Source organism: Brevibacillus sp. HB1.3 (genome assembly GCF_013186635.1).
Lineage (GTDB): Bacteria > Bacillota > Bacilli > Brevibacillales > Brevibacillaceae > Brevibacillus > Brevibacillus brevis_D.
Window position 1 is genome coordinate 639,691 of sequence record NZ_JABMIT010000002.1, and the last position, 20,446, is coordinate 660,136.

Here is a 20,446-nt window from a genome sequence, read left to right on the forward strand (position 1 = left end):
TTCTACCTTTACTAGCTTTGCAGGTTTTTCATGCTCGTATACACAATGACATGCTCCGTATTTGGTTTGTATGATTGATTCCGTTAATGTCTGTTCCTTTTGACACCCTTAGTATACGACCCGCTTTCGGCAAAATGGCGTGAGAATTATGGAAAGGTTGTGGAATACAAAAAAGCTCCCGGAATATTTCTCCGAGAGCACGGATATGATAGATTAGAAGCTTTTAGAAAGGATTGATAGACTTGAAAGAAGTCCACCTCATCGCCAAACTGGCTGATCTTCAGGAAGTAGACTACCACAATACGCTTGTCCTGCATGCCCTAATCGAGCTGCTTGTAGCAAAAGGACTGCTGACACATGACGAGCTAACTGCCAAAGTGAATGAGCTCGATACACAATTAACTTTCCATATCCATACGTATGCGGAGCTCACAGAGCGCATCGCCAGTCGTCAAGCAGGGATCAAACCAATCTTATAGCTCTTCCAGCTTGGTAGGTCGATCCGGGTACGTATCGCGCAGATGCACATCGTTACCAACAGACAACCCCCGCTCCTCCAAGATGTTTTTGACCGTCAGTCGGGCCAGATCAATCATGTTGTTTTCCTTACTCAAGTGAGCGAGGTATACACGCTCTGCTCCACCTGTTAGACAATCGAGCAAAGCATCGCCCGCCGCTTCATTGGACAAGTGCCCGACATCACTCAAGATACGTCGCTTGATGCTCCAAGGATACTGGGACATGCGCAGCAGCTCAACGTCATGATTGGACTCGAACACATATGCATCTGCTCCACGAATCGTCTCCTTGATCCGATCGCTGACATACCCCAGATCTGTCGCGACACTGAGCTTTTTCTTGCCATCATAAAAACAGAAGCCCATGGGCTCGGCGGCATCGTGCGAGATTCCGAATGACTCGATGCCCAAATCCTCCAACTCTTTCTTTTCCCCCACAGAAAAGAAGCGTCGCTGATCTTCCTTGATCGTCCCGATTTGCCCATCCAGCTCCGACCATGTCTTTTCATTGGCGTAAATCGGCAATCCATATCGCCGCGCCATGACGCCGACTCCTTTAATATGGTCGACGTGCTCATGGGTGACGAGAATGGCGCTGAGCTCTGCTGGATTGACACCAATGGTCTCCAGTGCCGCTTCTGCCTGCTTTCCAGTAATCCCTACATCGATCAACACGGAAACACGGTCTGTTGCCACATAAATGGCGTTGCCCGTACTTCCGCTTGCTAACACACTAAATCTCACCGAACATCCCTCTTCCCGTATCTATCCCAGGTTGTCTATCTATTCAGCGCTGCGTGACCATCGGACGCTCCAGAGCCCCTGTAATCGCGTTGACAAAATGCCATTTGCCATCGTGAACCACACGCCATACAGGCACCAGCGTCTGAATATCTGCATCGTAAGAACCGTAATAACCCAAGCTCACATTTTCAATCCGTTCCCCTGGTGTAATAATTTGCTTGTCCACCAGAGAGCGTAAGGCCGCATAACCAGAGATCACCTGTCGTTCCCCCTGCTGCTTCCGAAGGTGGAAAAAGGTCTGCCTGTAGCCAAGTACCGCTCCGTTGTCCAAATACATTTCTAACGGTGCAACGAATACTGGCATTTTATCATAGACCTGCCAATACAAAAGCCGCGCTTGATTCGATTGATACGGATCGGCTACGTATTGATCGGAATAAATCAGCCTCGGCCCAATTTGACGCAAGAGCTCCTGAGGATTCAACTGACCACGAATCTGCATCGGTGGGTTCAGCTTGGCAGCCAACGCCATTTTTTCTACCGTTGCCTGAAGCTCTGATATCTCATGCAAGGAAATCGGATTAATCCCGACATACTCTGCATCCAAATTGGACATTGCCGGTGTATCCTGCGGCACTTCTGTATCCAATGTGATATTTTGCTGATTCAAGTACAGCTCTGTATTCCATTTCTCACTCTGTGCGACTTCCTTATCATTCCACAGGCTAATGCGCGTCACATACACCTGATACAGGAGAAACAAATCGAGGAGAAGAAAGGCCCAGATCAGAATCGTCTTGGTTCTACTCCAATCCATGCGACTTCCCTCCTCCCTGCTTGGTGTGCGCAGGAATATACAGGCTCGCCTGATTCGCCAATTCCACAACCCAGATCGGCATCAAGTCCACGTTTCCCTCGCCTACTTTGGTATGGTAAGCCAAATAAGCGTTCGTGATTTTTTCTGTGTCCGCCAGTTTTTTGTCCCGAATATATTGATACAGCTCCGGACCGGACATGATCGTCCACTCTTTATTGTCGATATACTTGTCCAAATCCAGCAGCGATCGGCTCATCGTCACAACCTGGCCTGCCTCTGAGGTCATTTGGATCGTATCGATTTGCTTGGCCTCCCCCTCGCTAATCAAGGGATACGCCCCCACGTACTGGCGGAATGTGATCAAGTCTTTTTCATTGTAGCTCTTCTTGATTCGTTCAAAATGATACTCATCAAGCCAACCCAAGTGTTTATTCATGAAGGTAACGGCACTCTGCACCTTTTCTTCATCAGACAGCTGCTGATCACGCTGTTGATACGCCGGATCAGTAAACGTGAACGCCTGCTGTTCCGACCTCAATTGAATCGATCTGCTGCCATCTGTAAAAATAACCGTTTTGTCCCGCTCCATGATCTGTCTGACGAGCGATTGATCGATAAAGTAAGACTCGATTAGTCTATCATTCGTAACAGGTACGTAGCTGTAGCGGAATTGCTGCATGCGCATCTGATTCTTGGGCAAATAGTAAGTGCTCCACATCAGCGCCGATCCTTCCAAATCTACGAAGCTTCGCTCTGGTTTGACGATTTTCATGATTTGCTCAGGCATTAAATCACCAGAAGCCAAATACGATTCTCTCAAATCCTTAGGGCTGATCGATGTTCGAGAACGCATCATGCGACCTTCCTCCGTCGACAAAAACAACGCGTAGACGACATCCTCGTCCTTCTCGTAATACAGCCACAATCGGTCAATCCCTTTCATTCGGTTGTCAAACTCATCCCGAAAGGTTACCAGCCGACCTACAATTGACAAGGGAACCGTGCTCCGAAAGCGCACTTCCAACCCCATCTTTTCCCGGGCAATATCTTCCCATTTCTCATTGGAGATGGTGAGCGGAGAAAAATCGAGGAAGATCCATTTCGACATTTCTCGCACGATCAAACTGTAAGGAGCATCGGTTGCGGATGCTTTCGTATGGCGATCTTCCCCATAGTGAAAAACAACGGATTCCGGCGTAACGAGCTGTTCGAGTTGCTTTTCCTGAACGGGCTTAGACTGCGTGTACTCTGCCGGTTCAATAAATTGAAGGTTGGGTTGATTCGACCACAACATCGCTGTCAAAACAAAGCTGGCTAGCACTAGCAGATTGAGTAAGACGGTCTTGGCAGGCTCTAGCATCCGCTTCATCCCGTTTTTCCTCCTTGGGCAAATGGCACCCAGAACGTGACTGTCGTTCCCACGTTCCATTCACTCGTAATCTCGATATCTGCACCGTGTGCCTGTACTAATTCGCGGGCAATCGCCAATCCCAGACCTGTTCCACCCTGACCGCGCGAACGCGCCTTGTCTACGCGGTAGAAGCGCTCAAAGATTCGCTTCAGATCGCGGCTCGGAATACCAATTCCTGTGTCGGTGATAGAGATTTGAACCCGCCTTTGCTTGTGATTCTCTTTTGCCATGAGAACCACAGTGCCTCCTTGAGGCGTATACTTAATCGCATTGGACAAAAGATTATCCAATACTTGATTGATCGCATCCGGATCAATGTAAACCAGCGGAAGCTTGCTCGGCATATCCAGACTGAGCTGAACCTCCTGTTGCTCACTGAACATGGAAAAACGATCAGCAGCATAGTGAAGCAATCGATTGAGGTCCGCTTCCTTGCAATGCAGACGGACCCCTTGCGAATCAAAACGCGATAGCTGCAACAAATCGTTTACCAAGCGAATCATGCGCTCTGTCTCGGACGATGTAACCTTCAAGAACCGTTGGGACAGCTCCGGCTCTTCCACTGCACCATCCAGCAGCGCTTCCACGTAGCTTTTAATGGTCGTCAGTGGTGTCCGCAGCTCATGCGATACATTCGCTACAAATTCACGACGCTGCTGCTCCAGGCGCTGCTGATCCGTCACATCGGCTACAACAGCAATGATCCCACCCATTTTTTTGCTATCGTGCTGCAAGGGCGTAAACGTCACACGCAGGATGACTTCTTCCTTATTCGGCAGCGTCATCTCAATGATAAGCGGTTCTTCCTGCGCATAGAGCGACATCTCATCTTCTGGCGGCAGACCCAACAGATCGTACAAGGTGCGTCTCTTGAGAAGGACGTCAGCCATCGTCACCTGCAACATATCTTCTGCGGCCCGATTAAACAGGATGATCTGTCCATTTCGGTTAGCGGCAATAACACCGTCCGTCATGTTGCTCAAAATTCCTGCGAGCTTCTCACGCTCTTCCTCTTGCTGCAAGATGGCTTCCTGTAAACGCAAGGTCATATGATTAAAGGCCATACCGAGTTGGCCAATTTCATCATCGCTATAGATTCGTACACTACTGTTAAAATCCCCATCTGCCACCAATCGTGCCTGACGGGTCATCTCCTTCACAGGCTTGGTGATGGTGCGGGCCAATACGACCCCAAGCACCGCCGTAATGGCCATCGCGATCATCGTACCTGTCCCCAAGATGCCGTTCATTTTCCCAATCGTCGCATAAGTGCCTTCCATCGAAGCGACCATGTAGACCGCACCGTATACAATCTGATCGCCCTTAACCGGTAATGCCAATACTTTCACCCGCGCCCCTGTCTTCGGGTCGATCCGCATCGATTCACTGCGCGTCCCGAGCAAGGCAACCGTCACCTCAGGCTGCGAGGTTCGCTGTCCAATTGTACTTTTGTCCTCTGTCGTCGCAACCACCGTTCTTGTCTGATCGATGACCTGTACATTGGCTCCATTGATTTTTACCAGGTTGTTGATCAGGTTGTCGATGTACTGGCGGTTTTGTTCGGTGTTGGATTCCTTCCCGTCATGCGGGCGCAAATCGCTTTCCAGCAAACTCGCTAACAAACTGGCTTGTCCATTCAAGGCCTCGGAAAAGTTGTTGATGTAGTAGCTCTCGACTTCCCGGGCAAAATACGCGCTAATAAATTGCATCGCAAGCAAAATCAACAGCATGTAAATGATAACCATTTTCCACTGAACGGTTTTGAACAGCCGCCTCATCCAGGCTGGCCTCCCATGCCGGGATTACGTAATGTATAGCCCAAACCACGCCGCGTGATAATGTACTTCGGCTGGCTTGGATCATCCTCGATTTTTTCACGCAAACGACGGATGGTCACATCTACCGTCCGCACATCGCCAAAATAGTCAAATCCCCAGACCGACTGCAGGAGATGCTCTCGCGTCAATACTTGCCCTTGATGGCGAGCGAGATACACTAGCAGCTCAAACTCACGGTGTGTCAGCTCTAATGCTTCTCCCACCTTTTCGACGGTATACGAGTTCAAATCGATTTCTAGCTCATGCACGCGCAGTACATGCTGGCTATCCTTCTCTTCCACTTTCGAGCGGTTACGGCGCAAATGAGCCTTTACACGGGCTACCAGCTCACGCGTACTAAATGGCTTCGTCACGTAATCGTCCGCGCCCAATTCCAGCCCGAGTACTTTATCCAATTCAGAGTCTTTGGCAGTCAGCATAATGATCGGAACATCATACGTTTGGCGAACGGTTCGGCATACGTCCATTCCGTCTCTGCCCGGAAGCATAACATCTAATAAAATCAGATCTGGTCGCTCATCCTTGACCACGACAAGTGCCTCATCACCATCGTAGGCGCATACGACCTGATATCCTTCTTTTTCAAACGTGAATTTCAAAATATCTGCAATCGGTTTTTCATCGTCAACTACGAGGAGTTTTGCCATCCTGCGCCCTCCTTTTTCTAAAAATAGTTCGTTCAAAAAGTCGGCTTTTCAGCACCGAGAAAATGGCGAGAACCTGAAGAAAGAGGAGCGGAGTGTAGGGGACCTACATGAGCACCGGACTTCGAAGGTGAACGACAGTTTCGATGTCGAATATGCTTTCAGTGTTACTTCGTGATCAAAAGACGACTTTTTAAACTTCCTATCAAGGATTCCACTTTGACCGTCACTATTCCTCTACAATACACCATGTATGCCACGTAAAGAAGGGCTTGGCATTCAATCCCTGCCAGCAAAAAAAGGGCCCCTCCTAAGAGTTGCCCTTTCTTATCCATAAATTACTAGTCTATTTTAAGTAACGAATCGGGTTTTGATTTCGTCCATTCTGTAGAACCTCAAAATGCAGGTGGACGCCGGTCGATTGCCCAGTAGAACCCTTTACGCCGATTTTCTTTCCTTGGCTAACAACATCGCCGGCCTTCACACTAATAACACTCATGTGACCGTACAATGTCTTCATTCCATTGCCGTGGTCGATGATAACCGACTTTCCATAGTCACCATTCCAACCAGCGAATGTGACACGTCCATTGTCTGCCGCCATGACAGAACCAGCACCGGCAATATCAATCCCTTTATGCATGCTTCCCCAGCGTTGTCCGAAGCCGCTGCTGATATAACCACTAGCAGGCCAGCTCAAACGACCTGTACCGCGCGATGGGATAACTTTTGTACCGCGCTCCATAATTTGGGTTACAGGCTGCACAGTTACATCTTGTTTGATGACTTTGCGATTAACGACTTGTCCATTTTCTTTCACAACTTCGTACTTAACTGTTTTACTGCCGTTTTTACCTTCTTGTACGACCTTCGTTTCGCCTTTAGGAACCTTGTCATTGTTTTTAATTTGAGTATTAAAAGCAATAACCTCTTGCTGATCTACTTCTTCTTTGACTTGTACAGTAACCAGTGGACGCACTGCGGTTACATTGATTTCTTGTCCTAATTTAAGGACGGTATTTTCCGTAACGCCTGGGTTGTTCGCGTAAATATCTTTTGAGGTAATGCCGTATTTCTTCGCGATGCAACCGATGCAATCGCCTTCTACGACCGTGTGCTTCATGTCCTTGAAGGTGCCTTTTACCAGCAACTCCTCGAGTTTTTCGGCAGACAAAATTTGAGATGCATCAACTGTTTCGGTTTGCATCTCTACGTTTTCTTTAAATGCGACTTCTTTTACCGGATTTGGTTTGACTGGAACTGTGGATGCTGCTGCTACAACAGCCTTATTCCCTGTCGTTGCAGGAACTCCGGAGTATTTTTGCTTCACTTCAGCCAGTACTTGATCAGCCGATTGCTGATCAGGCATGTAACCTACCACTTTCCCGTCAATCGTCAGCTTAACGCCCTGAACCTTGATATCCGCTACGGATGCCAGAGCTTGTACAGCAGCATCGTTATTGAACGGTGCCTTGAACTCACGCTCTTCTTCGAATGTGATATAGTCAGCCAATTGCAAGTTGAGACCTGTTTTTGCCTTTTCCTCTTCCAGCTTTGCTACTGTCCAGTTATGTATCACATTTGGATCATTTACCACGCCAATCTCTTTGCCGTTTACACTGACATGGTAGACAGAATTGACATTGCTTGTGTAATAGTATTGTGCAGATGCTCCAGCAGCAATCGTCAAAACTAGACCTGCCGCAATTGAAAGCGACTGTTTTTTATGTGACTGGATGTAAGAGCTTGTACGTTTCATTGTACGTTTCGCCAGATCACTGCAATCCCGAACGATTCGTGATGACCGTTCCTGCAGCTTGGCCTTCCATTCCGACCAATGCATAACTTGTCCCTCCTGAAAACAGATACAACTTGCTCGTTCCATTTCCTGAAAATTTTTAATTTATCGACTAGGTCGTAAATCCCAAAATTTAGTTTCCATTTATCTGCCAAATTGCCTAAAGAAACCAACTATGTCGACTTTACCATAAGATTAACGACAACATCAAGTGTAAATTGCTGTCGAATAAAAAAATAGACATAGAGTCACTATATGTACAAACAATTGGTAGTATTTATCATATCTGGAGGCTGATATACGTGAAGGAACGTAACATTCTTGCAGGATTTCACACCGAAGATGATGCCCAAAAGGCAGAAAAAGCACTTCGACAAGCTGGTTTTTCCACCATTCAGATCGACAGAATCGGACAATTCCCTGGTGACGGAAATGAACAGATCCTGAATCCCATATCCGGAGATTTTCCCAGCTTGGGCAACCTTACACTGGCAGCTGACTTCCCAAGCGGCAGGGATGCAAGTGTCATGGCCGCAGTAGATCCTGACGCCAGCGGTATGGCTGATCGAGGCGATGACAATTTGAATCGCAGTGTCTTGTTAACGGCAGTCGTACCAGAGGAACAAGGTGATCTTGCGACTGAGATCATCCGATCATATGGAGGCATGATCTAAAATAAATATAGCCATCTTCCCTTAACTGACTAGGAAAGATGGCTTATTTCGTTATGAACATCTGTGACTCACACCTCTTGCATCGAGGTAACGTCTTTTAACGCAAGTCTGCGTATTTTCGTTTTCTCGGCGTCATTTGGTTGCTTGTATGTGGTGATAAAGCATAAGTAGCCATTATTGAAATGAGTCATGGTTCCCTTGATGACGACGCCATTGATCATCTTTACCTGTACATTTTTGCCCAGCAGCTTCATGGCTTTTTGGTCAAATCCAAAACCCATCATCATGATCACCTCTCCATTTCTCCCTATGTCTAACCATATGCCCAGAGGGTGCTGTTTCGTGTCTGTCCCTTGCAAAAAAAAGAAAGCTGCCGAATACTCGACAGCTTTCTCTTCTATTATATAGCCGATAGCTTATCCGTAAATGCCACGGACAATGACTGTTTGTTCACGATCTGGTCCTACGGAGAAGATCGACATTGGAATACCAGTCAGTTGCGTGATGCGCTCAATGTAGTGACGAGCGTTTTCAGGCAAGTCGTTCAGATTGCGAACGCCTGTGATATCCTCTGTCCAACCTGGCAGCTCCTCATAAACTGGCTCGCATTTCGCCAGCAGATTGAGGTTCGCAGGGAACGACTCGATGATTTCTCCATTGTATTTGTACGCTGTGCAAATACGCAATGTCTCAATGCCAGACAATGTATCCAGCTTGGTGATCGCCAAACCGGTGATACCGCTGACACGACGAGCATGACGAACGACAACACTGTCAAACCAGCCTACGCGGCGTGGACGACCTGTTGTTGTACCATATTCGAAACCGACCTCACGAATATGATCGCCGGTTGCATCATTCAGCTCAGTCAGGAACGGACCATCACCTACACGTGTTGTGTAAGCTTTTGCCACCCCGATTACTTGGTGAATCTTGGTCGGTCCTACACCAGAACCGATAGTCACGCCACCCGCAATTGGGTTGGAGGACGTTACGTAAGGATACGTACCTTGGTCAATATCGAGCAATACGCCTTGTGCACCTTCAAACAATACGCGGTTGCCGCTATCAATAGAATCATTGAGGACAACAGATGTATCGGTTACGTAAGGACGAATGATTTCTGCCAGAGCCAAGTATTCATCCAGAATTTCTTGAAGCTCAAAGCCAGTTGTGTTGTACAGCTTCTCCAGCAGCATGTTTTTCTCTGCCAGGTTGCGCTCGAGCTTGCGAGCAAACTCATCGCGATCCAACAAATCAGCGATACGAATACCGATACGCGCAGCTTTATCCATGTAAGCAGGTCCGATACCTTTACGGGTCGTACCAATTTTGTTAGCACCGCGGCTATCTTCCTCTACGCCATCCAGCTTGATGTGGTATGGCAGGATCACATGCGCGCGATCACTGATTTTCAAATTGCTTGTAGAAAAACCGAAGCTGTGAATGTACTCCAGCTCTTTTACCAATGCCTTCGGATCGATTACCATACCGTTTCCGATTACGCAGGTCTTGTCACTATAAAAAATTCCGGATGGAATCAAATGCAGCTTATACTTGTTACCATCAAAAATAATGGTATGGCCTGCGTTGTTACCGCCTTGATAACGAGCCACTACCTCTGCACTTTCAGCTAGATAGTCTGTAATTTTACCTTTACCTTCATCGCCCCACTGGGTTCCGACGACAACGACTGTTGACATCGAAAAACACCTCCTGATATTATCATGTCTTTTCGGGCCTGAAACAATCTAAGTTTACTAAACGAGACTCCCTATGTCAACGCTAAATACGAACATTCATATAGTTAATTCTTAATATGTTCGGCAATTCAATATAGAAAAAAAAGCCGGAATTTCTCCGGCTTTTCTTCCATTCCAACTATTAACCTGCTTGATTTCGAAAGCGATGATCCAAGTTAACGAATTTGTTGAATTCCTTCAGAAACGCCAACTCTACCGTTCCGGTCGGGCCGTTACGCTGTTTGGCGATAATGACTTCGATGACATTCTTGTTTTCTGATTCCTTGTCATAGTAGTCATCACGGTACAAGAAGGCAACGATATCGGCGTCCTGCTCAATCGACCCCGACTCACGGATATCGGACATCATCGGTCGCTTGTCCTGCCGTTGCTCTACACCACGGCTCAACTGCGACAGGGCGATAACCGGCACGTTCAGCTCACGCGCGATCCCTTTAAGCGTACGAGAGATCTCAGATACTTCCTGCTGACGGTTATCTCCTTTGCCTCGTCCATGAATCAGCTGAAGGTAATCGATCAGGATCAGGCCCAAGCCCCTCTCTGTCTGAAGGCGACGGCATTTTGCCCGGATGTCCTGTACAGTAACCCCAGGTGAATCATCGATGTAAATCGGCGCTTTCGCCAGCGTACCGATTGCCATCGTCAGCTTTTGCCAATCGTCTTCCTCCAGTGTACCGGAACGCATCCGGGACGCATCCAGATTGCCCTCCGCACAAATCATACGCTGAACCAGCTGAGAAGCACCCATCTCCAAGGAGAAGATGGCTACGGTCTCACCTGCACGGGCTGCTACGTTTTGCGCGAGATTCAAGGCAAAAGCCGTCTTCCCTACGGAAGGACGGGCCGCCAAGATAATCAGGTCACTGCGTTGCAATCCTGCTGTCATCTTGTCTAAATCTGTATATCCCGTAGAAATCCCCGTAATATCACCGCGTCGCTGACTCAAAAACTCAATCCGCTCATACGTTTCCAGAAGGGCATCACGAATCGGTGTAAAACCGCCACTGTTGCGATTTTGACCGATCTCCATGATGTACTTCTCCGCATCCGCGATGATCTGCGTGACATCATCCTCACGGGAGTAGCCGTCATTGGCAATCTTGGTAGCTGTATGAATCAATCGACGAAGCAGTGATTTTTCTTCTACAATTTTTGCGTAGTATTCGATGTTGGCAGCCGTTGGAACCGAACTGGCGATTTCCGTGAGATACGTGACCCCGCCGACTTCATCCAGCAGCTTGTGATCCTGTAGATCCGCTGTAACCGTAACCAGATCGACAGGTTCGCCTTTTTCATACAGGTCCACCATCGTTTGAAAGATGCGCTGATGCGCTGTCTTGTAAAAATCCTCCGGACGGAGAATCTCAATGGCCGTGATTAAAGCTTCCTTAGACAAGAACACGGCACCCAGTACCGATTGTTCCGCTTCCTTGTTCTGTGGCGGCACACGATCCAAAAACAGGTCGCTCACGTCACACCCCCCACAATTGAGACATTATTCTTCCACAACGTGTACTTTCAGAGTCACCGTTACTTCGTTGTGCAGTTTTACTTTGATTTGCGTCACACCCAAAGCACGGATTGCATCCATTTCGAGCTTACGCTTGTCTACTTTGATTTTATACTGATCTTCCAGCGCTTGCGCTACTTGTTTACTGGAAATTGCACCGAACAAGCGACCACCTTCGCCTGCTTTTCCTGTTACTTTCACTGTCAGCTCTTCCAGCTTTTTACCCAGCTCCTGAGCATCCAGCTTTTCCTGCTCCTTGCGCTTATCTTCGCTGCGCTTTTGAGCGTCGAGCGTTTTCACGTTGCTATCTGTCGCTTCTTTTACCAGCTTCTTTGGCAACAAGAAGTTGCGTACATAGCCCTCTGACAAATCCTTAACTTCGCCTTTTTTCCCTTGGCCTTTTACATCTTGAAGAAAAATGACTTTCATCATCGTTTCCCCCTTTATATTTTGGCCTATACGACCGAGTCAATCGCTTCTTTCAAACGACGTGTTGCTTCTTTAATTGATATGCCTTGAATTTGTGTCGCAGCACCAGTGAGGTGACCGCCTCCACCCAGCAGTTCCATGATCGACTGAACATTGATGTCGCCCAGAGAACGTCCACTGATCAAGATCGTATCGTCGGATCGCTCTGCAACAACAAACGACGCCTGGATACCTGACAAAGTGAGTAGCTGCTCAGCAGCTTGCGCCACCTGTACCTGCGTGTAATCCTCAGACGGATCGCCTATGGCAATCGCCATGTTGTCACGGTACGTTTCCGTATTCATGATAATTTTTGCCCGCTTTACATACTGTCCCAGATCTTCCTTCAACAGGCGCTGGACAGCCGCGGTATCAGCCCCGTTACGGCGAAGGAAAGACGCCGCTTCGAAGGTCCGTGAACCTGTGCGGAAGGCAAAGCTTTTGGTATCCACCACAATCCCTGCTAACAGTGCCGTTGCAATTAGATTGTCGATATTCAATCGCTCGCTCTGATATTGCAAGAGCTCCGTAACAAGCTCGGCCGTCGAAGAAGCATACGGTTCCAGATACAAGAGTACTGGCTCAATGAACTCCTCTGAACGTCGATGGTGGTCGATCACCACAATTCGGCTCGTTTCCGTCAACAGCTTCGGCTCAATCACCAGCGATGGTCGATGCGTATCGACGACTACCAGCAATGTGCGACCGGAGATGAGTCGGATTGCCTGTTCTGGCGTGATAAAGGTCTCAGCCAACTCTTCATTGGCATAAATCTCTTTCATCAGACGCTCGACAGAATGATTGCCTTCATCCATGACAATATAAGCCGTTTTGTTGTGCAGCTGCACAGCCTTCAATACACCGAGTGATGCCCCGATGGAATCCATGTCAGGCTGTTTATGCCCCATGACGATGACGTGCTCCGCCTCATGAATGAGATCACGCAAAGCATGTGCAATAACACGAGCCCGGACACGTGTCCGCTTTTCCACCGCATTCGATTTCCCACCGTAAAAAGTGAGCTTGTTGCCAATCTTGACAGCGCACTGGTCGCCACCGCGCCCTAATGCGATATCCAAGCTTGATTGCGCCATTTGTCCCAACTCAATGTAAGTGGTAGCTGCCGCTCCAACCCCGATACTGAGCGTAATCGGAATCTTGTTGTCAGCCGTCATTTCCCGTACTACATCGAGAATGTCAAATCGCGATTCTTCCAATTTATCAAGTGCTTCCCGTTCCATCAGAGCCAAAAACTTGTCGGCCGTGATTCGGCGAAGATATATGCCATGTTTGTTGGCCCACTCTGTAATCACACCAGCCACGCTTGTAGAGAGCAGCGTACGGCTCTGATCATCCATGACTTGTCCTACCTCGTCCAAGTTGTCGAGGTGAATGATGGCAAGTGCAGCCTTTTCTCGATGGTAACGAGTCGTCAATTCTTTGAAGTCCGTAATATCCTTGAAATACAAAAGGCGCTCATCGGACCGCACAATGACTTCGTATACCCGCTCGTTATAAGTAAACTCCAGCCGTTTTTGCTCCGGCTTCCAAACCAGTTGGGGGAATACCTCTTGAAGGCTTTTCCCGATTATGGATTCATCCCCGGACATATGCGTCATATACGGGTTTACCCACTCAATTGCCTTTTCCTCGTTGTATAAAAGAATTCCGATCGGCAGTTCCTGGATAACGCCTTCTCCCGCCTTCTTCACGCGATGGGTGACCGTCGCCAAGTACAGGCGCAAGTCTCGTTGAAACCCCTTTTCTGCTTGAAGAGCGTAAAGAACCAAGCCAATCAAGCAAACCATGCCGATCGCCCCGTACATCCAATGGAACAAGGTCAAAATCCCCAACAACAGCAAGCTAAAGCTGAGTGCCAGGACCATGTGCATCCCGTACCAACGCTTTAACAGGAACTTGGGCATTTCCTCAGCCCCTCTTCACTCTTGTTTCCAGTTTTTCACGCAAACGAATTCCTAGGTCAAATATCCCTACTAGACTAAGTATAGTACTTAGGGGTGGAAAAATAAATAGACAGACAACCAGTACAGGAGTCAGTCTCTTCCAGCCGTATAAATAGGCAGCAAACAGACAAAAACTCAAGCCCTGCAAAACAAAAATCGCATCCAGCATGACTTTTAGGTTCATCAAGGCGATTTCCCAGAACGTTCCCTGCATGCTTTCGGCAAACAACAAAAGACTGATCATCGCAATGAAGTAGTAATAAAGCAATGATCGCGGGAAGTTCCATTCCCGAATTGGCTTCAATGCTGGAATCGGTCTGTGTAGACGCCTACCAAACAGACGCGCCAATCCATGATTAATGGCGCTAGATAAGAAGCTGAGCATCACGAGACTCGCAGGCATTATCATTTTGCCCAGTGCAATCATCTGATCAAACTGTTCTTTTGACATCATTGCAGGACGTAATTTAGAAGTCTCTTGCAAGACCGCATTCAAATCTACATTCATTCCGAATGTCAAGAATCCAAGATAGGTAATCACACCTAGAAAAGAGACACCAGCACCTGCCACAATGGCTGGTAAAGCTGCCTTCTTCTTCGCGTAAACGATCCCCATTACTGAACCCCAAGCAGCACTGTAAAAAGCGAGTGTGGCTTCGATGGGACCGGTAATGATCCATCCTAGAAACGTGAAGGCCAACGTAACCCACACCATGTTAGGTACTGTTCGATTTACAGCCAAAAGAATAAACGGCAGAGGCATCAAGAAGCTGAGGAACAATCCCAGTATGGTATATGTACCGAGAAACAGCAGCACCAGTGCGATACCCAGCATAAGGGCATTTTCAGCCAAGTGTTTCGTTTTGGACGGCATGTCAGCACCTCATTATTCATGTCTCATGTACAGAAAACTATGGAAAAAAGAGGGCCACGCAATTGTGCCCCCCTTTTTATAGCTTTTGCAACTTATTCAGCAGTGTAAGGCAACAGTGCTACTTGACGGGATCGCTTGATTGCGATTGTCAGTGCACGTTGATACTTCGCAGAAGTACCAGTTACACGACGTGGCAAGATTTTGCCGCGCTCGCTGATGAACTTTTTCAGCAAGTCAACATCTTTATAGTCGATGTGCTTGATTTTGTTCACTTTAAAGAAGCATACTTTACGACGCTTATTAGGACGTCCTTTGCGTGCCATGATAGTCCCTCCCTCTTAGGAATGTGAAAGTTATACGATACTAGAACGGCAAGTCATCATCTGAAATGTTGATCGGCTTGCCTGCACTCGCGAAAGGATCACCAAACGGATCATAGTCATTATTTCGTTGACCGGATGGTTTGTTACCGCCACCCATGCCTGGTCCTGGATCGTATCCCGAATTGTCTCCGCCAGATTCATTGCCTCGACCGCCCAAAAATTGAACGTTCTCCGCAACGACTTCCGTCACGTATACCTTTTTACCTTCTTTATTATCATAGGAGCGTGTTTGCATACGTCCTTCGATGGCTGCTTGTCTACCTTTACGCAAATAGCTTGCGCACAGGTCGGCAAGTTTTTGCCAAGCGACAATGTTAATGAAGTCCGTTTCTCTCTCTCCCGCTTGATTGGTGCGGGGACGATTAACGGCCACAGTAAAAGTAGCAACGGCAACGCCATTTGGCGTGTAGCGAAGTTCAGGATCTTTCGTCAGGTTGCCGATGAGAATGACTTTATTCATCTTGGTTCCCCCTCTGATCGCGACAATGATTACTTCTCATCACGAACAAACATAAAGCGGATTACGTCGTCATTGATTTTCATCAGACGCTCAGCTTCCGCAACAGCATCGGAGTTCGCTTTGAAGTTCATCAAAACGTAGTAACCTTCACGGAACTTGTTGATCTCGTACGCAAGACGACGTTTACCCATTTCTTGAAGCTTAGAGATTTCGCCACCATAGTTAGTTACAACATCGCTGTAACGAGCTACATTGGATTTTACTTTCTCTTCTTCAAGGTCTGGACGCAATACATACATTACTTCGTATTGGCGCATACCTTTTCACCTCCTTATGGACTTTAGCGGCCCTGTTCGGGCAAGGAGCGAGTGCTAAAACGAAACGCACAAAACATGCACTCCATAAATACTCGCATTATCGTATTATAGCAAACCGCCTAGTTCGAATCAAGAATTTCGTACTAAACATTGAAACGGAAATGCATAACATCTCCATCTGCCACTACGTACTCTTTCCCTTCAAGACGGTACTTCCCGCGTTCTCTCGCCACTGCCACGGAACCAGCATCTACCAGATGATCATAAGCAATCACTTCCGCACGAATGAATCCGCGCTCGAAATCGGTATGAATCACGCCTGCCGCTCCCGGAGCCTTTGTACCCTGACGGATGGTCCATGCGCGAACTTCTTGTACACCTGCAGTGAAATAAGTTACTAATCCCAACAGTTTGTAAGCAGCACGAATCAAGCGATCGAGACCGGACTCAGTAAGACCGAGCTCTTCCAAGAACATCTCTTTGTCTTCGCCCTCGAGTTCAGCGATTTCCGCCTCTACTTTCGCGCTGATGACAACCACTTCTGCACCTTCACTCGCTGCATGCTGGCGAACTGTCTGCACATGCGGGTTGTTGTCTGCATCGTTAATGCCGTCTTCCGCTACGTTGCACACGTACAGCATTGGCTTGATTGTCAGCAGATGCAAATCGCGAATCCATTTGCGCTCTTCGTCATCGAGTTCAACGCTGCGAGCAGATTGACCCTCTTCAAATGCTGCTTTCAATTTTTCCAGCACGTCCAGCTCTTGCTTGGATTCCTTGTCGCCCGATTTCACTTTGCGTGCAATGCGGTCAATACGACGATCAACAGAGTCCAGGTCAGCAAAAATCAGCTCCAGGTTGATTGTCTCGATATCGCTCAAAGGATCGACACGACCTGCTACGTGCGTGATGTTCTCATCTTCAAAGCAACGAACAACATGGGCAATCGCGTCCACTTCACGGATGTGACCCAGGAACTGGTTGCCAAGTCCTTCACCTCTGCTCGCGCCTTTTACCAAGCCTGCAATGTCTACGAATTCAAACGCAGTTGGAACTACCTTGTTCGGTACAACGATTTGTGTCAGCTTTTCCAGACGCTCGTCTGGCACCTCCACGATCCCTACGTTCGGGTCAATCGTACAGAACGGGTAGTTAGCCGATTCAGCGCCCGCTTGTGTAATGGCATTAAACAATGTCGATTTTCCTACGTTAGGAAGACCTACAATCCCGCATGATGCACCCATCTATATACACTCCCTTATCATCGTCCTGATATCCTTTTAAGTATATAGATTTGGTTTTCAGATTACAATTGTCTCCTTGTGGAAGCTTTTTTTACTTGTCTCCTCCTGTCTCTTAATCATAGCTCTATGTGGTGGGACAAAAAAAGAAATGATAGACTAGACAAACAGAATCTGTTTGCTACGGTAAAAGGAAAGGTAACGAGGTGACTAAAAATTGAAGCTCTTACTCCTTGGTGCCACTGGTCGCGTAGGAAGCCATATCCTCGACTATGCATTAAAAGATGGGCATGAAATAACCGTTCTCGTTCGCTCGGCAGACAAGCTTCTTCTTCTGGCTGCTGAAAATCTTCGTGTTCTGACCGGAAACGTCCTCGATCAAAAGGATGTTGCATCAGCCATGCGTGGAGTTGACGCGGTCATTAGCGCGCTCGGGACAGACAAGGCAACGACGTTATCCGAGGGAACCCCTTATATAATTGAAGCAATGAAACGAGAAGGTGTTTCACGCATTATTACGGTGGGCACCGCCGGCATCTTGCAAAGCAGAGTTTCTCCTGACCTGCTCCGCTATCAATCCAGTGAGTCCAGACAAAAACTGACGCGTGCTGCCGAGGAACATCACAAGGCATACTCGCTCTTGGAACAGTCCGAGCTCGATTGGACCATTGTTTGCCCGACCTATTTGCCTGATGGCGAGTATACAGGCACTTACCGGGTCGAGGCTCACCAGTTGCCTCTAGATGGGATGCAAATTTCCGTGCCCGATACGGCGGAGTTTACGTATCAGCAGCTTTCTCGTTCCGAATACATTCGGGCGCGAGTAGGCATTGCCTATTGATACATACAAAAAAACAGGCTCCTCTCCGTAATGGAAGGGGGCCTGTTTTGCTTCTATTGCTTCTTTACTTCTCGTTTACCAGCTTTTCCAGCTCATTCAATGTCTCTTCAAAGATTTCCATTGCTTGCTCGATTGGCTGGGACGTGGACATGTCCACACCTGCTGCTTTCAGCACCTCGATAGGCGGAGCAGAGTTACCCGCTTCGAGGAAGTTTTTACGAACTCGATCCACAGCTGGCTGACCTTCATCCATGATTTGCTTCGCTAATGCTTGTGCAGCGGCAAAGCTGGTCGAGTATTGATAGACGTAGTATTTGTAGTTGTAGAAATGGCTCACACGTGCCCATTCCATACCGATTTCCTCATCGGAAACCATGTCTTTTCCGTAGTACTTCTTGTTGATGTCGAGGTAAATCTTCTTGATCGCTTCTGCATTCAGAGATTCTCCCGCTTGCTCTTTCTCGTGAATCGCTCTCTCAAACTCCGCGAACTGCGTCTGACGGAACAGCGTGGAACGGAAGTTTTCCAGATAGTGATTCAAGAGATACATCTTCTCTTCTTTCGTCTTCGCCTTCGCGTACATGCTCTTGAACAGCAGAGTTTCATTCATGGTAGAAGCCACTTCTGCCGTGAAGGTTGGGTAGTTGGACGAAATATAAGGTTGATTTTTGTTCGTATAATACGACTGCATGGCGTGTCCCATCTCATGGGCGATAGTGTACACATCATCGAGCGTACCTTGGTGGTTCAACAGTACATATGGATGTGTATCATAAGCACCCCATTGGTAGGCACCCGTGCGCTTGTCATCGGTCGAATAGACATCTACCCATCCGCCATCCAGGCCATCAGACATTGCCTTCACATAGTCATCACCCATTACTCCCAAACCATTAACGACGATTTTCTTTCCTTCGTCGAAGGAAATATATTTGTCATCAGATGGAACGATCGGCACGTAAATGTCGTACATGTGCAATTCCTTCACGCCAAGCATTTTCTTTTTCAAAGAAATGTAGCGATGCAGCAATGGCAGATTATCATTCACCGTGTCAATCAGCTCATCATACACCTTCGTCGGTACGTTGTTCGGTGTTAGGCTTGCTTCCAGCGCAGAATTGTAATTCCGTACCGTTGCGTAGAAATTATCACCCTTTACTTTGGCAGCCAATGTTGATGCAAACGAGTCTTGGAAATCGATCAGAGCCCCATAATAGGCCTTGAACGCTTCTCTGCGCACATTTTGATCTTTGCTTTCCATATAGGAAATGAAATTGGCACGAGTTAACTGAACTTCCTTGCCTGTCTCATCTTTGATTTTAGGGAACCTCACGTCCTTGGACAGCATGCTGTAAATGTTGGTCGGTGCACCTCCCAAAGGAGACGATTTCGCCAAGAGCTGCTCCATATCCGCAGAGAGTGAGTACGGCTTCGTTCTTAGCATGTCCTCGATAAACAGTTTGTAAGGCTCAAGCTCCTTTTTAGACAGCAAGCTCTTTATTTTGCCATCAGGAATCGCTACGATTTCAGGCTGTACCCATGAAGTTTTTTCTGTGACAAGCGTGGACATTTTCTCAGCGCGGTCTCCCAGCTTTTGCAGATCAGGATTCGCGGAGTTTACATCGAGAGACATGTTTGCGTACACGTATGCTTTGTCATTTAAGCGCATCAACTCAACATAGTCATCGAATGCTGCCTGCATCGCACCAGACGATGTACCCAGCTTGCCTTTGTGTTTAGTGAAAGCGTTTGCCAAAGACTCAACCTTTGCAACATCCTTTTCCCATTCCTTAACAGTTGGATAAATATCATCCAGCTTCCACTTGTACGCATCTGGGATCTCAGCGCGAGTTTGATAAGAAGGCTTTTCAGCAGCAAGAGCTACCGCCTGCGTGCTGTAAGGAATAAATGGTACGGATACTGTCGACAATGCAATGGCCAAAGCCGTAACTGATGCAAATACTTGCTTCTTCAAATCTCAATCGCCCCTTTTCTTCTATCTATTTTTGCCAAAATTATAAGTGTGTAATTATATTTTCACCTGCCAAATTCCTTCTTACTAATAAAAATTTTTAAAATATTCAATAATAACCGTCGATTTATCCAGAGAAAATCCCCTTTTGTGGATAAGTCTGTGGATAAGTATTTACTAACAACTTCTTGTCTCCCACATCGTTTGCA

Annotated in this window: 20 protein-coding genes; 3 read left to right on the top strand and 17 right to left on the bottom strand. The window is 47.5% G+C overall.

Annotated elements, in window-relative coordinates:
* Positions 1-242: 242 nt before the first annotated feature.
* Positions 243-479: a hypothetical protein gene (locus HPY31_RS07525; RefSeq protein ID WP_172139794.1), complete on the top strand. Its 237-nt coding sequence runs from the start codon at positions 243-245 to the stop codon at positions 477-479.
* Here the strand turns inward: HPY31_RS07525 and HPY31_RS07530 are convergent.
* The 6 genes from HPY31_RS07530 to HPY31_RS07555 form a co-directional block, all read right to left on the bottom strand.
* Positions 474-1,262, bottom strand: a complete 789-nt coding sequence (locus HPY31_RS07530) for an MBL fold metallo-hydrolase (protein WP_015894070.1) — start codon at positions 1,260-1,262, stop codon at positions 474-476. The genes HPY31_RS07525 and HPY31_RS07530 overlap by 6 nt on opposite strands.
* 43 nt (positions 1,263-1,305) lie before the next feature.
* On the bottom strand, positions 1,306-2,079 hold the full coding sequence (locus tag HPY31_RS07535) for a two-component system regulatory protein YycI (RefSeq protein WP_015894071.1): 774 nt from the start codon (positions 2,077-2,079) through the stop codon (positions 1,306-1,308).
* Positions 2,066-3,448 carry a YycH family regulatory protein gene (locus HPY31_RS07540; RefSeq protein ID WP_172139796.1) on the bottom strand — a complete coding sequence of 461 codons (1,383 nt, stop codon included), beginning with the start codon at positions 3,446-3,448 and terminating at the stop codon, positions 2,066-2,068. Before HPY31_RS07540 ends, HPY31_RS07535 begins: the two co-directional genes overlap by 14 nt.
* Entirely contained in the window at positions 3,445-5,268 is a 1,824-nt protein-coding gene (gene walK / locus HPY31_RS07545) for a cell wall metabolism sensor histidine kinase WalK (RefSeq protein WP_172139798.1), read from the bottom strand. Before walK ends, HPY31_RS07540 begins: the two co-directional genes overlap by 4 nt.
* On the bottom strand, positions 5,265-5,975 hold the full coding sequence (gene yycF / locus HPY31_RS07550; RefSeq protein WP_007720203.1) for a response regulator YycF: 711 nt from the start codon (positions 5,973-5,975) through the stop codon (positions 5,265-5,267). Before yycF ends, walK begins: the two co-directional genes overlap by 4 nt.
* Before the next feature lie 343 nt (positions 5,976-6,318).
* Positions 6,319-7,815 (bottom strand): LysM peptidoglycan-binding domain-containing M23 family metallopeptidase, encoded by a 1,497-nt coding sequence (locus HPY31_RS07555; protein WP_016739393.1) that lies wholly within the window; start codon positions 7,813-7,815, stop codon positions 6,319-6,321.
* 173 nt (positions 7,816-7,988) lie between these two features.
* On the opposite strand from HPY31_RS07555, the gene HPY31_RS07560 reads away from it, so the two are divergent.
* The gene (locus tag HPY31_RS07560) at positions 7,989-8,444 is read left to right on the top strand and encodes a hypothetical protein (protein ID WP_015894075.1); all 456 of its coding nucleotides are present in this window, start codon (positions 7,989-7,991) and stop codon (positions 8,442-8,444) included.
* Between the two features lie 68 nt (positions 8,445-8,512).
* Here HPY31_RS07560 and HPY31_RS07565 read toward each other — a convergent pair whose 3' ends face one another.
* The 10 genes from HPY31_RS07565 to ychF form a co-directional block, all read right to left on the bottom strand.
* Positions 8,513-8,728: a hypothetical protein gene (locus tag HPY31_RS07565; protein WP_007720197.1), complete on the bottom strand. Its 216-nt coding sequence runs from the start codon at positions 8,726-8,728 to the stop codon at positions 8,513-8,515.
* Between the two features lie 132 nt (positions 8,729-8,860).
* The gene (locus HPY31_RS07570) at positions 8,861-10,147 is read right to left on the bottom strand and encodes an adenylosuccinate synthase (protein ID WP_172139800.1); all 1,287 of its coding nucleotides are present in this window, start codon (positions 10,145-10,147) and stop codon (positions 8,861-8,863) included.
* A gap of 181 nt (positions 10,148-10,328) precedes the next feature.
* Positions 10,329-11,678, bottom strand: coding sequence for a replicative DNA helicase (dnaB, locus tag HPY31_RS07575; RefSeq protein ID WP_015894078.1), 1,350 nt, complete (start codon positions 11,676-11,678; stop codon positions 10,329-10,331).
* 24 nt (positions 11,679-11,702) lie between these two features.
* Positions 11,703-12,146 (bottom strand): 50S ribosomal protein L9, encoded by a 444-nt coding sequence (rplI, locus tag HPY31_RS07580; protein WP_015894079.1) that lies wholly within the window; start codon positions 12,144-12,146, stop codon positions 11,703-11,705.
* A gap of 26 nt (positions 12,147-12,172) precedes the next feature.
* Positions 12,173-14,110 (bottom strand): DHH family phosphoesterase, encoded by a 1,938-nt coding sequence (locus HPY31_RS07585; protein WP_016739389.1) that lies wholly within the window; start codon positions 14,108-14,110, stop codon positions 12,173-12,175.
* A gap of 4 nt (positions 14,111-14,114) precedes the next feature.
* Complete coding sequence (locus tag HPY31_RS07590; RefSeq protein ID WP_172139802.1) at positions 14,115-15,023, bottom strand: DUF2232 domain-containing protein; 909 nt, start codon at positions 15,021-15,023, stop codon at positions 14,115-14,117.
* A 92-nt stretch (positions 15,024-15,115) separates the two neighbouring features.
* Complete coding sequence (rpsR, locus tag HPY31_RS07595; protein WP_016739387.1) at positions 15,116-15,346, bottom strand: 30S ribosomal protein S18; 231 nt, start codon at positions 15,344-15,346, stop codon at positions 15,116-15,118.
* A 40-nt stretch (positions 15,347-15,386) separates the two neighbouring features.
* Positions 15,387-15,866: a single-stranded DNA-binding protein gene (locus HPY31_RS07600; protein WP_016739386.1), complete on the bottom strand. Its 480-nt coding sequence runs from the start codon at positions 15,864-15,866 to the stop codon at positions 15,387-15,389.
* A gap of 29 nt (positions 15,867-15,895) precedes the next feature.
* Positions 15,896-16,183: a 30S ribosomal protein S6 gene (gene rpsF, locus HPY31_RS07605; RefSeq protein WP_007720183.1), complete on the bottom strand. Its 288-nt coding sequence runs from the start codon at positions 16,181-16,183 to the stop codon at positions 15,896-15,898.
* Positions 16,184-16,326: 143 nt separating this feature from the next.
* Positions 16,327-17,427, bottom strand: coding sequence for a redox-regulated ATPase YchF (ychF, locus tag HPY31_RS07610; RefSeq protein ID WP_015894083.1), 1,101 nt, complete (start codon positions 17,425-17,427; stop codon positions 16,327-16,329).
* Positions 17,428-17,641: 214 nt separating this feature from the next.
* On the opposite strand from ychF, the gene HPY31_RS07615 reads away from it, so the two are divergent.
* On the top strand, positions 17,642-18,265 hold the full coding sequence (locus tag HPY31_RS07615; RefSeq protein ID WP_172139804.1) for an NAD(P)-dependent oxidoreductase: 624 nt from the start codon (positions 17,642-17,644) through the stop codon (positions 18,263-18,265).
* Between the two features lie 64 nt (positions 18,266-18,329).
* Here the strand turns inward: HPY31_RS07615 and pepF are convergent, their stop codons facing one another.
* Positions 18,330-20,240 carry an oligoendopeptidase F gene (pepF, locus tag HPY31_RS07620; RefSeq protein WP_016739384.1) on the bottom strand — a complete coding sequence of 637 codons (1,911 nt, stop codon included), beginning with the start codon at positions 20,238-20,240 and terminating at the stop codon, positions 18,330-18,332.
* Positions 20,241-20,446: the final 206 nt, after the last annotated feature.